The following is a 16,239-nucleotide window of genomic DNA, read 5'->3' on the forward strand; positions in this document are numbered from 1 at the left end:
CTGATTACCGAAAACATTGGAGCTATTCCGAAAGGCTATTTGTATTTTGACATTACATTTTCTCTGGCTTTGGAATTTATCAATATGCGAATCCGAAAGAAAAAATTATAGCTAAAATTTTAAAGTTCCCTTGAGGAACTTTTTTGTTTCACAAATAAACCTGATTTTTCAAAAAATATAGTTTGAATAGATACTGAAATTTGTTTCTTTTACAATATGTTTTCTAATTCTAAATTCAGAACGTAATCCAACATGAAAAATACCATTTCGCATAGAGTTGCTGATTTTTTAAAGAGCTTCCCTCCTTTTAATCTTTTGAATCAAAAAGATCTTGAAAAATTATCTGAGCAGATTTCAATCATATATAAAGAAAAGGATTCAGTGATTTTTTCTGAAAACGAAAAGACCCATGATTCCTTTTATGTAGTCCACAAAGGAGCGGTTGCCCTTAAAAAGAATCAAAAAACCCTGGACATGTGTGATGAAGGTGATATTTTTGGATTAAGACCGCTTCTGGCGCAGGAAAATTATGTTATGGAATCCAGTACTTATGAAGAGAGCATTTTATACGCGATTCCAATTGCAGTTTTTAAGCCGTATGCATTAGAAAATAAAGCCATTGGGAATTTCCTGATCGAAAGTTATGCCTCGAATACTAAAAACCCTTATTCAGAAGTCCATAAAAACAATCTGTACGGCGAAGTAATTGCTCAGCATGATCAGAATAATGAAAAAGAGGTATTTGATTTACAGCCTATAAAATTTTCAAAAAAAATTGTTACGTGCGGTCCGTCAACAACTGCAAAAGAAATCGCAAAAATCCTGACCAAGAAAAAAGTTGGTGCCATTTTGATTGTCGATGAAATGCTACCAATCGGAATTATTACCGATAAAGATTTGCGCAATAAAATTGTTTCAGGAGACTACCCTATTACTACGCCTGCTGAAACCATTATGACATCGCCGGTTATTACGTATTCTAAAAAATTGACAGTCACTGAAGCTCAGATGGCAATGATTAAAAGTAATATCAGTTATTTGTGTCTTACGAAAGACGGAACCGTTAATACAAAAGCGGTAGGTATTTTATCAAAACACGACCTTATGGTCTCGCTGGGGAATAATCCGGCAGTATTGATTAAGGCTTTAAAAAGAACCACAAAAGTTAAAGAAATCAAGCCAATCAGAGCCAGAATCATGCAGTTATTGCAGGGATATCTTGACCAAAATATCCCGATGACACTGATTACCAAAATCATAACCGAATTAAATGATGCCTGCGTAACCCGTGTTATTGATATTTCGCTGAAAAAAATGAATACACCTCCGCCTGTAAAATTTACCTGGCTGGCATTGGGAAGTCAGGGTCGTGATGAGCAGATGCTGCATACCGATCAGGATAATGCAATTGTGTATGAAAATGTTTCGGAAGTTTTTAAGGATGAAACCAAAGCTTATTTTCTAAAATTAGCCACCTATATCAACAAAGGACTTTTTACTATTGGTTATGAATATTGTCCTGCCGAAATGATGGCATCCAATCCAAAATGGTGTATGAGCCTTGACGAATGGAAGGATCAGGTGGCATATTGGATTAAAAATCCGGGTAAAAATGAAGTTTTGTTATCGTTCATCTTTTTTGATTACAGTGTAAAATATGGCAATCGTGAACTTGTAGATCAGTTATCAGATTCGATATTTGAAAATGTAAAAGCCAATCCTATTTTTTATGTTCATTTGGTGAGTGGTGCTTTGCAGAGTCCTTCTCCAACCGGTTTCTTCAGACAGTTTTTAGTGGAACAGGATGGTGCTAATAAAGACCAGTTCGATATCAAAAGAAGAGCTTTAATGCCATTGACAGATGCTGCAAGGGTGCTGATTTTATCACACTCTGTAAAATCTATCAGCAACACAGCAGAACGTTTTGAAAAGCTAGCCGAACTGGAACCTCAAAACAGCGAACTTTATTTATCCTGTTCGTATTCATTTAAAGCTTTATTGAAATTCAGAACCAAACAAGGTCTTTTGCATCATGACTCAGGGCAGTTTATTGCTTTAGAATCCCTTTCGAAAATGGAAAAAATAAAACTGAAAAGAACTTTTAAAACCATTAAGGAACTTCAGGAATTGATTTCGGTACGTTTTAATGTTTCTAATATAGTATAAGGATGAGTTTATTTAATTTTTGGCAAAAAGAAGAAGAAAAGTTTTTCGATGAAAGCATCACTATCGAAGAAACCCGTTTTGTAGTTCTGGACACAGAAACAACTGGTTTTGATTTTACAAACGACCGCATTTTATGTATTGGCGCACTTGTCTTGCAAAATGGGACTATTTCAGTTCAGGATAGTTTTGAAGTTTACATCGAACAGGATCATTACGATGAATCAACTGCGCAGATTCATGGTATTTTAAAAGATTTCGTTGTAAAGCGCCCTTCAGAATCTGAAGCTTTAAAACAGTTTTTAGACTATTTGGGGGATGCTGTTATTATTGCACATCATGCCTATTTTGATATTACCATGATTAATCGCGCCCTGGAAAGAAACGGTTTGCCTGAATTAAGAAACAAGTCACTTGATACTGGGGTATTGTATAAAAGGACACTTATAAAATCTCATCTTTTTGAAAGAAAAGACCATTACTCGCTCGATGATTTAGCCGACAAATTTGATATTTCAAAAAAAGACCGCCATACTGCGCTGGGCGATGCCTATATTACAGCCATTGCTTTTTTGAAAATCATAAAAAAGCTACGAGAGAAAAAAGAAATCAACCTGAATCAGCTTTTTAAATAATTTAAGAATATTTTGTGAAGCTTAAATTTACATTGCGAATACAATTTTACCATTTCGTAATATATGCCCTATTATTTATTAGCAATTTTAAAAAATTTAGTTAACATACATTTTGTTTTTCGGCGATAGCTTTGCTTCAATCAAAAAAACAAAAAACAGTTATGAAATTTAATTTTTTAAAATCTATTGCCTTACTTGGAATTACAGGAATTTGTGTAATTAGTTGTCAAAATGACGATGAGGGCGACAAAACAAACAAAAACATTGATTTTACAACAAAATCAAAAGTTCCTGCATTTGTACTAGCTCAGCCTGGCTTCGAAAATCTTCAAATTTCAACTTTAATCTCTACCACTGATGTATTGCCGGAAAGTCCTTCTTTCATTTATGCTGGTCAGCCGGATGGTGCCGGATTTATGAAAAATCCAAACGGTGATGGTTATGTAATGATTACCAATCACGAAATCATACAATCAGTTTCAAGAGTGTATTTTGATAAAACTTTAAAGCCTGTAAAAGGAGATTATATCGTTGATGCTGTTGGTGGTCAGACAAGACTTTGTTCTGCAACTTTGGCTACGCCTGAAATTCATGGTTTTGGCCCTATATTTTTAACTGCAGGAGAAAGCGGACAGGAAAGTATGGTTCATGGTATCAACCCACTTGCACCAACAACTGATAAAAACAGAAAAGACAGGGTTTTACCTGCCTTAGGAAAAGCGAGTATGGAAAATGCTGTTCCGTTGACAAAACAAGCTTATCCAGGTAAAAGTGTTATTATCATGGGTGAAGATCAATCGTATACAGCATCACATGCAAGTGCCGGTCAGGTTATTATGTATGTTTCTACAGTTGGTGATCTGAATAACGGAAAATTATACGCTTTGAAAAGAAATGATAACGTTCAGGTAGAAACTACCATGACTATTGGAAACTCTTTCGATGTATCATTTGTAGAAATTCCGAATGCTAAAAATATCACAGGAGCAGAAATCAATACTACGGTAAATGACTTAAAAGCAATCCGCTTTTCAAGAGTGGAGGATGTCGATTACAGAAAAGGATCTGCAAAAAATAACAGAGAAATTTATTTTACAGCTACAGGTCAATCTTCAAACGGAACTACTCCTGTTGAAGGCTATACTATGTGGGGAAGAGTATATAAATTAGTTTTGGATGAAAAAGATCCGTTAAAAGGAAAACTTGAGCTAGTGGTTGAAGGCGATTCTACACCAGGTACTGGCGTGATCAATCCTGATAACCTTTGTGTAACTGAAAATTATGTTTACATTCAGGAAGATGGTGACAGTTATTATGCTGATGCTAAACATGACTCATACATCTGGCAATATAATATTGCTTCCAAAACAAATAAACCATGGTTAACCATGAACCATAAACGTACAGACGCTGCATGGAATACATTATACAACCAATCTGGCGAAATGAGATTTGGAAGCTGGGAATATGGCGCGATGGAAGATATCTCAGATGTTATTGGTGTTCCAAATACTTTTACATTGAATATTCACGCTCATACCTGGCAAAATGACACATTCAAAAATGCTGATGGTTCAGGAGTGAGTACAAATAAAGAAGGTGGTCAAACCGTAATTATCCGTAACGTACAAAGATAATTTTACAAAAATTACAACAAAAACAATCCAATATCTGTTGGGTTGTTTTTGCTATTTATTAAAGTATTATCAAATGAAAATGGATTTCATCAAAAATATATTTTTTCCTATTCTCTTCTCTTTTCTGACTTTTTTTACAAGCTGTACAAAAGAAAAAACTGAAACTTCTGTTAAACAGGATCTTTTGATTGATCTGGAAAAACTTGAAAACAAAATAGTGCTTTTCAAAAAGCTTGCTGAAAACGAAAAAGATTCCAAAAAAATTCAGGATTGTTTTAAGGAAACGAGAGTTTTATACAAAAAAACAGAATGGGCAGTTGAGTATTTTGTACCTGAAACAGCCAGATTTATTAATGGTCCCGCTTTAGATGAACTTGAAGTGGAAGAAAACAAATTTCTCCCGCCAAATGGTTTTCAGGTCATTGAAGAACTGATTTTTCCTAAATACGACATTACTAATAAAACAGATCTGATTCGTGAAATAGCAATCATGCGTGCTAATATCGCACAGGTAAAACAACATTTAGACGCTATAAGTATTGGAGAAAAACATATTATCGATGCCGCCCGATTTGAGGTTTACCGAATTTTAACATTAGGAATCACCGGTTTTGATTCTCCTGTAGCTCAGGAATCCATTAACGAAGTGGCTCCTGCTTTGGTTTCGATTGAGACTATTGTTTTAAAAACCTGCAAAAGTAATTCTAAGGAATCCATCGATTTAAAGTCAAAATTAAAAAAGACAATTTCAAAAAGTATTTCATATTGTTATAAAAACAATGTCTTTAATACTTTTGACAGAGCCACCTTCATTAAAGACTATCTGAATATAATTTCGAAAACAGTTTTTGAATTGCAAAAGCAAAACAATATTGCGAATATCAATAAAAACAGTGCAGTCAATCCAAATACTGCTACTCTTTTTGAAAAAAATGCATTCAACGTTAATGCTTTTATTCCCTCTACAGAATATGCTTATTCTGAAGACAAAGTTGCTTTAGGCAATCAATTATTTTATGATGCTACCATTTCAAAAGATCAAAAAAGAAGCTGTGCAACCTGCCATATTCCTGAAAAAGCGTTTACAGATGGACGCAAAACAAATCTTTCTTTAGACGGATTCGATTTGCCGAGAAATACCCCAACCCTAACTTATGCCGGTTTACAAAATGCATTGTTTTGGGATTTAAGACAGATCGATTTAGAAAAGCAAAGCGTAGACGTTGTGCAAAACGAAAAGGAAATGCATGGCTCATTTAGTCAGATTATTCCTTTAATCAATAAAGATAAGAAGTACAAAGCCTTGTTTGAAAAGGCATTTCCTAAAAGCAATAAAATCGAAGAATGGCAATTGCAGAATGCTATCGCTTCTTACATACGTTCATTGAATGATTTTAACTCCAAATTTGATTTATACATCAAAAATGAATCAAGTGAGTTTAGTGAAGAAGAAAAACTCGGATTTAATCTTTTTGCAGGCAAAGCAAAATGTGCTACCTGTCACTTTATCCCTTTATTTAACGGAACTGTGCCACCAAATTACAGTAAAACCGAACAGGAAGTAATTGGAACACCAAAGGATAAAACCGCAAAAGAAATAAGTCCCGATTTGGGGAAATATAATCAGTTTAAAATGGAGCAGCTTAAAAATGCGTTTAAAACACCGTCTATTCGAAATGTAGCCAAAACTGCCCCATATATGCACAACGGTGTATTTACTACATTAGAAGAAGTTGTTGATTTTTATAATAAAGGAGGAGGCAAAGGTTTAGGTTATCCAGTCGAAAATCAAACCCTTCCTTTTGACGAGCTTAAACTCACTAAAAAAGAAGAATCAGCTTTAGTAGCGTTTATGAAAACCCTAACTGATAAAAGATACCTGTAATTTATACCAAATATACTGGGTGTAAAACATGCACCCAGTTTTTTTATTGAGTTACTTCAAAAATTTTCTTCTTAATTTCTACGGAATAATCGTTTGGAGAAATATTCCCCCCAAAAGTTTTCGCATATACCTTGGTAAATTCAGCTCCAAAATATAAGATAATAGCCGAATAATATACCCAGACTAATATGATAACTACTGATCCTGCAGCACCATAAATGCTAGCAATAGTAGAACTTCCTAAATAAAAACCTATAGCAAATTTACCGATCATAAATAAAACTGAGGTAAATCCGGCACCAATAAAGGCATCTTTCCATTTTATATTTCCGTCAGGCAATGTTCTGAAAATAATAGCAAAAAGTAAAGTGATACTTCCTAAAACGATTAAAATATTAATCACATAAAAGAGATACACTGTACTTTCTGGAAAGTAAATTTTTAATCTCGCATTCAAAATATCCAAAGTCGCATTTAGTATTAAACTGACCAGCATTAAAAAACCTACTGAGACTATCATCGAAAAAGACATCAGCCGGTTTTGAATAAATTTTGGTAACCCTTTATTCGGTTTTGCCCGCAGTCCCCAGATATAATTAATAGAGCTCTGAATCTCAGCAAAAACTCCTGAAGCTCCTATAAGCAGCATGATTACACCAAAAACCGTTACAAAAACATTACTATCTGAAAGCTGCACATTTTTGATAGCCTCTTGAATTTGTTTGGCAGCTTCGTTTCCAACGAGCTCATTTATCTGACCATACAACTGCCCAGTTACGGCTTCTTCTCCAAAAAAGAAACCACAAATGGTGATAATAATAATCAACAATGGTGGTAATGCGAAAATAGTGTAATAGGATAATGCTGCACTCAGTTTTATAGCATCATCTTCTATAAACTCTAAAGAAGTTCTTTTTAGGAGATACCATGTTTTAGAGAGAATATTATGATTTTTCATTTGCTGTTTTTTTGATATTCTCTCAAATTTAAACAATAATGAAAAATCTATAATTTCTAATTTTTAATCAAATTTTACATTTTTGCCATGTGGCTTATATGAAATCTTTTGATACTCCTGATCGAATCCCAAATTCTTAATTTTTAAAATCTTTTTGAATTCACTTCTTGTTGGTTTTATTAAATAGGAAGTAGAGTCCAGCATTTTGCTTTTTACTTTTGTAACAGAATCAAGTTTTTTTAAATCTTCCCTTTCATAAAGATTTTTAAATCTCAATATATTTTTTTCGATTGAAAGAAACTGAATTCTCCAAAATATAGAATCTTTACTGCTTAAGATCAATTGTCCATCGATTCGTTTTGCTTTTTGATAAAGTGAGAACCGAAACAAAGTATCAATATGTTTTTCAATTAATTCTATTGAATCCCCTTTTGGAATCATATTAAATTCTGTCTTAAAACTTTTAAGTATTAATTTTCCTTTCCCAATGTCAAATTCTTCTTTTAACGAATCTAAAGCTAGTTTGTGAATGATGTTTTTATTAAAATACTCTTTTAAGATTCTGCTTTCGTCAATTCTAATAAAAGTCGAATCATTATTCATATACAATCCTCTAAATTTATTTGGAAAACGATCTAATTCTAAATCTTTATCAGGTTGTGGATTTGCAAAATAAATATTAAAACAATCTGCACATGCTGCATCTGCTTTTTTGCAAGCGCTTAATACCACAATAAAAGCAATGATTAAAATTACCTTTTTCATCGCTTAATCATTTATAATGGCAAAAAATCCCTTTATCATAAACCGTCCATAAACTTGCTTTTTGGTTTGCCGCTTTTAATGCGTTATTTGCCCAGGTATTACAGGTATAAAAAAGACTGTAGCTGCCTTTTGCTTCATAGAAAGCATCTTTTTTTCCGTAGCTGTGACCTTGAATCCATTGCGGATGAACAGCATCACTGAAGCTGTCTGAAATATAAGTTACCAGATTTTGATAGTTTTCTTTTGAAATCAGGATTCGTTTGCAGTCATCGCCTTCTTTTAATTGTTTAAAAAATGTGGTATGCATTGCAGACGAACTTACACCAAATGCGGCTTTTAATGCTGTACTTGCTTTTAAATCTGACCATTCGGGCGTATCCAGATAAAAACCTTTGTCTCCCCAGCCGAAAGCGATATAATTCATCAAAGAATCCTTTGATTGCGTTTGACTGAACTGAATCTCATTTCGCCAGTCTTTGATTTCGTTTTTTACAGGAACCACAATATCTGTATGAACTCCGTTGGAAAGAATGTAAATTGGAATAGCGTTTTGTTCTTCCACTTTTGCAATATCTGAATTCACAGTGATTTTTGAAATTAGAAGAACTGATGAAATATACAGCGCAATAAAAGCGAAAATTCCGAAAAGTGTCCAGCCGAGAAATTTGAAAGTTTTTTTTAGCATTTTTGATTGGTTTTAGATTTAGTTATTGGTTAATTTTTCTGTAACCAATTTTTGAGCCAATTTTTTTTAGTTTTCAAATTTTGTTTTCTTTTTTATCCTTTACAACAAAAGTCCTTTATTTTACTGATTACCCCAGATTGCAATGGAAAGCATTTTTTTTGAATTTATATTTTTTGCGGTGATAAAAAAGCGACTGGAAGAAGCTCTTTTTACTGCCTGGCAAAAAATAAATTTGGAAAAAATCTTGAAATGGAAAGCTGGAAATGGGTACTTATTATTTTACTTCTTCGCAGATTTTACAGATTAAACTGACTTCTCTTTTTATCAAAGATGATAAATTAAAACATAAAAAACTGCTGAATTTCTCCAGCAGTTTTCTCTATTTTCTTTCTTCTCTATTCTATTTTCTAAAAAAGACTAAACGTTAAAACGGAAATGCATTACATCACCATCTTTTACAACGTATTCTTTTCCTTCTACCCTGAATTTTCCAGCCTCTTTTGCTTTTGCCTCAGAACCGTAATGAACGTAATCCTCATAAGAAATAACTTCTGCACGAATGAATCCTTTTTCAAAATCAGTGTGAATAACTCCGGCAGCTTGAGGCGCAGTTGCTCCGATTGGTATAGTCCAGGCACGAACTTCTTTTACACCAGCTGTAAAGTAAGTCTGTTGTTTTAATAATTTATAGGCTGCGCGAATTAAAACGGATGCTCCTGGCTCTTGCAATCCCATATCTTCAAGAAAAACCTGGCGTTCTTCATAGCTTTCCAATTCTGTAATATCAGCTTCTGCCCCAACAGAAAGTACAATTACTTCTGCATCTTCATCTTTTACTAATTCACGAACCTGATCTACATATTTGTTTCCGTTTACTGCTGAACTTTCGTCTACATTACAAACATATAAAACTGGTTTAGCAGTAATCAATTGGAAGCTTTCTAACAAAACTTCTTCGTCATTATTTTGTGGAATGATTGTTCTGGCAGATTTTGCCTGCAATAATGCTTCTCTGATTCGGTTCAACAAAGCTTCTTCTGCCTGAGCTTCTTTATTTCCGGTTTTTGCAGCACGTTTTACTTTTTCAAGACGTTTTTCGATTGTTTCTAAATCTTTTAACTGCAATTCGATATCGATTGTTTCTTTATCACGAATTGGGTTTACATTTCCGTCAACGTGTACAATATTATCATTATCAAAACAACGCAAAACATGAATGATAGCGTTGCACTCTCTAATGTTTCCTAAAAACTGATTACCAAGACCTTCTCCTTTACTTGCACCTTTTACCAAACCTGCAATATCTACGATATCTACAGTTGCCATTTGTACACGTTCTGGCTTTACCAATTCTTCCAGTTTGTTGATTCTTGGATCCGGAACGTTGACAACACCAATATTAGGTTCGATTGTACAAAACGGAAAATTGGCACTTTGCGCTTTTGCATTAGATAAACAATTAAATAATGTTGATTTTCCAACATTTGGCAATCCTACAATTCCTGCTTTCATCTGTTTGTTTCTATTTATTTATTCGGCCTTTTAATGTTTGTATTCAACATTAATCCTTGTAATTTAATATTTTATGAACTAATTGATTCATTTTGGTTTCTGCCAAAATGATATTTTTTGGCTTTAAAATTTTGCAAATATAAGATTTAATACCTCGGGAGTGAAGTAAAAATGTGCTTTAATACAATTTTTAATAGGCGTCAGAAAATTTTTAAACTTTTTATTAATATTTTGTTAAATAATTGTATTTTTATAAAAACTAAAGAATAAAAACAAACCAAAAAAAAACCATCACCATGAAAAAGATTGCATTATTTTTATTATTTCTTAATACAGCTTTTCTCTTTGCCCAAAAAGAAGTCACGGGTATTGTAAAAGACAAAACAGGCAATCCTTTGCCTGGAGTGAATATTGTTGAAAAAGGAACTTCCAACGGTGTTTCTTCTGATTTCGAAGGAAAATATAGTATTAAAGTAAAAGAAGACGCAACTTTAATTTTTAGTTACGTCGGTTTCTTAACAGTAGAAAAAGCAGTTTCGGGCGATAATCTCAATATTGTTCTGGATGAAAACGGTGGACAGATTTTAAATGATGTTGTCGTTGTAGGCTCCAGAAATACTAAAAGAACTGTTGTAAATTCAGCTGTTCCTATTGATGTTATTAATGTCAAAGATGTTACCACACAGAGCGGAAAACTTGAAATCAATGAATTATTACAGTATGTAGCTCCTTCATTTAATGCCAATAAACAATCAGGATCAGATGGAGCTGACCATGTTGATCCGGCTTCTTTAAGAGGTCTGGGACCAGATCAGACTTTAGTTTTGATTAACGGAAAAAGAAGACATCAATCGTCTCTTATAAATTTATTCGGAACAAGAGGACGTGGTAATACAGGAACTGATTTAAATGCAATTCCGGCTTCTTCAATTAAAAGAATTGAAATTTTAAGAGATGGTGCTGCCGCACAATATGGCTCTGATGCGATTGCAGGAGTTATTAATATTGTATTGAATGATACTGTTGATGAATTTACAGGATCTGTAACTTATGGTGTTTACAATACTAATGCAAAAGGAGATTTTCCTGAAGGTACTGCAAATACTGATGGTTACCGATTAGACCAAAACGGCAATGGAAATACTTTCGGAAAAGATCAGGCATTTGATGGAGGATCGGTAAAAGTAACTGCTAATTATGGTGTTGCTATAGGAGACAAAGGCGGTTATGCAAATTTTTCTACTGAGTATTTGAATAAGAATAAAACTTTGCGTCCGGGCTTTGATTTTAGAAAAGGTTTTGGAGAAGCTGCAATTCAGAGTTTTAACTTTTTTGGAAATTTAGCTTTCCCAATCTCCGATAAAACTGAATTTTATGCCTTTGGCGGAAAAAATCACAGGGACACAGATGCCTATGCCTTTACCCGAAATGATGGGGAACGAGTTGTAGAAGAAGTATATCCTGGTGGCTACACACCAAGAATCACCTCTAATATAATAGATAATTCATTTGCAGCAGGAATCAGGACGCAAACTGCCAGCGGATGGAAAATTGACTTTAGCAATACATTTGGAAAAAATTTATTCCATTACTACGTTAAAGGCACCATCAATGCTTCTTTACTTGAAGCTTCTCCAACTGAGTTTGATGCCGGTGGGCACAGCTTAACACAAAACACCTCCAATTTTGACGTTTCAAAGAATTATGAAAGCGTTTTTGATGGATTAAATCTTGCTTTTGGAGCCGAATTCAGAACAGAAAAATTCAATATTTTTGCGGGAGAGGAAGGTTCTTATGCTACTTATGATACTGACGGAAGACCTATTACAGACCCTGCGAATCAAAGTGCTCCTACTATTCCAAATCCAGAATATGACCCAACTGATCCAAATTCTTCACCAACAATATCAAGACCCGGAGGTTCGCAAGGTTTTCCTGGCTATAGCCCAAATAACGTTGTTGATAAAAGCCGGACTAATCTTTCATTGTACACAGACGCAGAATTAGATTTTACTAAATCTTTTATGGTAAGTGGCGCTGTACGTTTTGAAAATTACAGTGATTTCGGCAGTACCATAAACGGGAAATTAGCTTCAAGACTCATGCTTACTAATCATATTAATTTAAGAGGCTCTGTTAGTACCGGATTTCGTGCGCCATCATTAGCCCAAATTTATTATAACTTACGTTTTACAAATTTCAGTTCTGGAGGCGCTACAGAAGTATTGCTTTCTCCCAACAATAGTCCTGTAACGAAAGCTTTTGGTATTGATAATCTAAACGAAGAAAAAGCTATAAACGCATCTTTAGGTTTAACGGCCAATTTTGGAGATTTTACTGCGACTTTGGATGGTTATTTAATTAACGTAAAAGACAGAATTGTATTGACGGGTTATTTTGATGCTTCAGGTTTAGGACTTAATGTAGATAAAGCACAATTTTTTGTAAATGGCGTAGATACCAAAACTAAAGGTCTCGATATTGTTTTAGCCTGGAAAAAAACAATTAACGAAAACAGATTTGGCGCAACTTTAGTTGGAAACATCAACGACATGAAAATCGATAAGGTAAAAAATGACGATTTAGAAGAAAAAACATTTTTTGGGGAACGTGACAAAGCCTTTTTACTTGCTTCTGCCCCACCAAATAAATTTGGCCTAAACCTTAATTACGGCAGAAAATGGTTTGATGCAGGATTAGCATTTACCAGATTCAGCGAAGTAAAACTATTAGATTATCAAATGGATGAAGATCCCGAAGATTACAGAACAAGTCCTTCTGAAACCGAAGAGCAGGTATTGGCTAACCAAAAGAGAGCCGCTACAGATACATATGGAGCCAAAATAGTAACTGATCTGACTTTAGGTTTTAAACTTTGCAAATCCACCAAATTAAGTATTGGTGCCAACAATTTACTAAATATTTATCCTGACCAGCAAGATGACTGGGTAGAAGCCGGAGGTTACTGGGATGCTGTACAAATGGGATTCAGTGGTGCCTATTACTATGCAAGACTTGGCTTTACTTTTTAACTCACATCATTTTCTAAACAAAAAATCCTGAGCTATAAACTCAGGATTTTATTTATACAAACGTTATAATTTAAACTCTAAGGCGTCTATAATTGCCTTTTCCTCATCTGTTGCTGTAAATCCGGAAATATCCCAATATTTAGTCAGCACCTTATTTTTCTTGTTGAAAAGCGATTTTTCTTTAAAAACATCGCTTTCTTTATAAGTAAAATTTTGTCTGTTGAAGTTGGTTGTTATAAAATTATTACGTACCTGAATGTTTTTAATTTCCTCTTTTAAAACCAAATCATATCCTATCTCTTCGTTGGCAGTCAAAAGATAATAATCCTGACCTTCAGCTCTGTAACTAACCTTTACAATCGACCTGGTAACATTTTTAGCACCAATTTGTTCATTTTCTGCTATTTCCGATAAATTTTTTGGTTCAATGATGACACTAAACTCTATAATTAACTTTTTTTCAGGGTCATAGACTATTTCGTAAGTATCGAGAGCAGTTCTTGAATCATCCAAAGGTACTACAGACATTATATAGTAATTTTTATTATTTGGATGCCCCTTGATTGTAAAGCCGTATTCTTTTTTTGCTTTTGATTCTAAAAGAGGGTCGAAATAATTTAAATTGCAATAATTTTCCATAATATTATTCAAATTATATCCTCTTAAATCCGCACTGATATCAGCCTCCAATAAACCATAAGACCTGTTTTGCTCGACAAGCAATGTTGTTGTTGCTTTTTTCTGACTGACAGAAAACTGAAAATTCACAAGTCCGTCATTATAATAAGAGTATTTGTTATCTAACAAAAAAAACTCTCTCACGTATACCTTTAAACGATAAGAATCAGCTAATTTGTGCCTTGAATTAGAAACGATTTTTTGAAGCGTTTTTTGAGGGTTTTCAGTTGAAACAACTACTTCATCTAATTTATTATGGCTGTTTTTAAGATAAACTACAAACTGATCTTCCTTTAAAGTTGCCCACCGAAGCGTCAGTTTTTCATAATTTGTTTCAGACACCTGAACGTTTGAAGCACCATTCAGTTCAAAAGTTACTCTCCCATCTTTATTACTTATCAAAGTCTGCTTGGTTTTCAAAATAAAAACAGTAGCATTTTCAATAGGCATCAACGTTTCTATATCTTTTATAACAATCGAATATTCCGTGCTTTGAGCAAAAAAATCAACACTGAACAACAGAATAAATATAAGTATTAGTCTTTTCATGGTTATTATAAAAATACAAAAATTATGGCCAAATTTAACAAAAACAAAACATTAAAAACCAGATAAATACAAAATATTTGAATAATTTATTATAAATATAAAATAAAAAAAATCCTAAGCTTAACACTCAGGATTTAATATAGTATAATTTTGAATATTATTCAGCGTGCAAAAATGCCTGTCTGTTCAACAGGGTTTCTTCATCTTCAACGTGGTTTTCGTCTGGCACACAACAATCAACAGGACATACAGCTGCACATTGAGGTTCATCATGGAAACCTTTACATTCTGTACATTTTCCAGGTACAATATAATACACTTCATCCGAAATTGGCGTTTGTGGATCATCTGCGTCAACTTCTGTTCCATCAGGTAAAATTACTTTTCCGGAAAGACTTGTTCCGTCTTTGTATCTCCAGTCATCAGCTCCTTCATAAATTGCTGTATTAGGGCATTCTGGTTCGCAAGCCCCACAATTGATGCATTCGTCAGTTATAATTATTGCCATTTTATTCTTGGTTACAGGTTAAAAATTAGAAGGCTTTATTAAAAATGTCAAACATTTTATTCTGCTTTGCCTTATAACTTAATATAGCTTATTTTTGTGCAAAATTACAATCAAAACCTTTCATAAACAAATTACTTATGTTACAAAACGAAAAAAAACAATCTTTTATAGCACTTGGTCGGTTTTTGAGTCAGTTTTCAGAAGAAAAAAATACTCAAAATGAATCTGTTTTAGGTAATGATTTGTTTTTTGATGATTTTATAAAACTCATTGAACTTTCGCAATCACACAATGGATGGTACACGCCTGAACAAGTCTATTTCGCCATAAGATCATGGGCAGATGCCCTGACTGAAGAAAATATAGACAAATGGCTTTCGGGCTATTCTGCCGAGTTCTCTCAGTATAATAGAAAAGAAAAAAACATAGCTTTAATCTTAGCCGGTAACATTCCGCTTGTAGGGTTTCATGACTTTTTATCTGTGTTAATTACCGGAAATAAGGCTCTGATAAAAACATCTTCGAACGACCAGCATTTACTGCCATTTTTAGCCAAATATTTAATTTTTATTGATCAAAGTCTAAAAGACAAGATCACTTTCGTGCAAGGAAAATTAGAGAATTTTGATGCCGTTATTGCTACAGGAAGCAATAATACTGCCCGCTATTTTGAATATTATTTTAAAGACAAACCATCTATTATTCGCAAAAACAGAAATTCTGTTGCCGTCTTAAATGGTCAGGAAACAAAGGAAGATTTAGAAGCTTTAGGAGAAGATATTTTTCGCTATTTTGGTTTGGGATGCCGTAACGTGTCTAAACTTTTTGTTCCGAAAGAGTATAAATTCGACACTTTTTTTGAAGCTATTTTTAAATATCAGGATGTAATTTATTACGAAAAATATGCTAATAATTATGACTATAACAAAGCCGTTTTTTTAATGAGCAATTTTAAATTGCTTGACAATGGTTTTTTGACAATAAAGGAAGATTCCAGTTATGCCTCTCCTATTTCGAGTGTCTTTTATGAATTTTACGAAAACTTAGAAGATCTCAAAAATCGTCTGGAAGCAGAATCTGAGCAAATCCAGTGCATTGTGAGCAATAATCTGATTAAAAACAGCATTCCATTCGGAAAAACACAGACTCCGCAATTATGGGATTATGCAGACAACGTCGATACTATATCGTTTTTGTTAATAACATCGGATAAAAATTTGTAATTATTGCGA

General features: G+C 33.6%; 12 protein-coding genes. 6 read left to right on the forward strand and 6 right to left on the reverse strand.

What is annotated here, in order from left to right; translation table 11 throughout:
• Positions 1-252 precede the first annotated feature (252 nt).
• From ACNC7R_RS14840 to ACNC7R_RS14855, 4 genes are all read left to right on the forward strand, one after another.
• Entirely contained in the window at positions 253-2,166 is a 1,914-nt protein-coding gene (locus ACNC7R_RS14840) for a DUF294 nucleotidyltransferase-like domain-containing protein (RefSeq protein WP_417941852.1), read from the forward strand.
• Positions 2,167-2,168: 2 nt separating this feature from the next.
• Complete coding sequence (locus tag ACNC7R_RS14845; protein WP_417941853.1) at positions 2,169-2,798, forward strand: PolC-type DNA polymerase III; 630 nt, start codon at positions 2,169-2,171, stop codon at positions 2,796-2,798.
• A gap of 161 nt (positions 2,799-2,959) precedes the next feature.
• A complete protein-coding gene (locus tag ACNC7R_RS14850) occupies positions 2,960-4,435 on the forward strand; it encodes a hypothetical protein (protein ID WP_417941854.1) in 1,476 nt (491 codons plus the stop codon).
• 73 nt (positions 4,436-4,508) lie between these two features.
• A complete protein-coding gene (locus ACNC7R_RS14855) occupies positions 4,509-6,320 on the forward strand; it encodes a cytochrome-c peroxidase (protein WP_417941855.1) in 1,812 nt (603 codons plus the stop codon).
• A 43-nt stretch (positions 6,321-6,363) separates the two neighbouring features.
• Here the strand turns inward: ACNC7R_RS14855 and ACNC7R_RS14860 are convergent, their stop codons facing one another.
• The 4 genes from ACNC7R_RS14860 to ychF all read right to left on the reverse strand — a co-directional run bounded on the left by ACNC7R_RS14860 (position 6,364) and on the right by ychF (position 10,240).
• Positions 6,364-7,278 (reverse strand): YihY/virulence factor BrkB family protein, encoded by a 915-nt coding sequence (locus ACNC7R_RS14860; RefSeq protein ID WP_417941856.1) that lies wholly within the window; start codon positions 7,276-7,278, stop codon positions 6,364-6,366.
• Between the two features lie 63 nt (positions 7,279-7,341).
• On the reverse strand, positions 7,342-8,043 hold the full coding sequence (locus ACNC7R_RS14865) for a hypothetical protein (RefSeq protein WP_417941857.1): 702 nt from the start codon (positions 8,041-8,043) through the stop codon (positions 7,342-7,344).
• A 7-nt stretch (positions 8,044-8,050) separates the two neighbouring features.
• Entirely contained in the window at positions 8,051-8,728 is a 678-nt protein-coding gene (locus ACNC7R_RS14870; protein WP_417941858.1) for a TIGR02117 family protein, read from the reverse strand.
• 417 nt (positions 8,729-9,145) lie between these two features.
• Entirely contained in the window at positions 9,146-10,240 is a 1,095-nt protein-coding gene (gene ychF, locus ACNC7R_RS14875; protein ID WP_417941859.1) for a redox-regulated ATPase YchF, read from the reverse strand.
• A gap of 296 nt (positions 10,241-10,536) precedes the next feature.
• Between ychF and ACNC7R_RS14880 the strand changes: the two genes are divergently transcribed.
• Positions 10,537-13,272, forward strand: a complete 2,736-nt coding sequence (locus tag ACNC7R_RS14880) for a TonB-dependent receptor (RefSeq protein WP_417941860.1) — start codon at positions 10,537-10,539, stop codon at positions 13,270-13,272.
• Between the two features lie 63 nt (positions 13,273-13,335).
• Here the strand turns inward: ACNC7R_RS14880 and ACNC7R_RS14885 are convergent, their stop codons facing one another.
• Both ACNC7R_RS14885 and ACNC7R_RS14890 read right to left on the reverse strand, forming a co-directional pair.
• On the reverse strand, positions 13,336-14,499 hold the full coding sequence (locus tag ACNC7R_RS14885) for a hypothetical protein (RefSeq protein ID WP_417941861.1): 1,164 nt from the start codon (positions 14,497-14,499) through the stop codon (positions 13,336-13,338).
• A gap of 157 nt (positions 14,500-14,656) precedes the next feature.
• A complete protein-coding gene (locus tag ACNC7R_RS14890; protein ID WP_417941862.1) occupies positions 14,657-15,007 on the reverse strand; it encodes a 4Fe-4S dicluster domain-containing protein in 351 nt (116 codons plus the stop codon).
• A 137-nt stretch (positions 15,008-15,144) separates the two neighbouring features.
• On the opposite strand from ACNC7R_RS14890, the gene ACNC7R_RS14895 reads away from it, so the two are divergent.
• Positions 15,145-16,230: an acyl-CoA reductase gene (locus tag ACNC7R_RS14895; protein WP_417941863.1), complete on the forward strand. Its 1,086-nt coding sequence runs from the start codon at positions 15,145-15,147 to the stop codon at positions 16,228-16,230.
• Positions 16,231-16,239: the final 9 nt, after the last annotated feature.

The sequence above is a fragment of the Flavobacterium adiutor genome (assembly GCF_048282555.1).
Taxonomy (GTDB): Bacteria; Bacteroidota; Bacteroidia; order Flavobacteriales; family Flavobacteriaceae; genus Flavobacterium.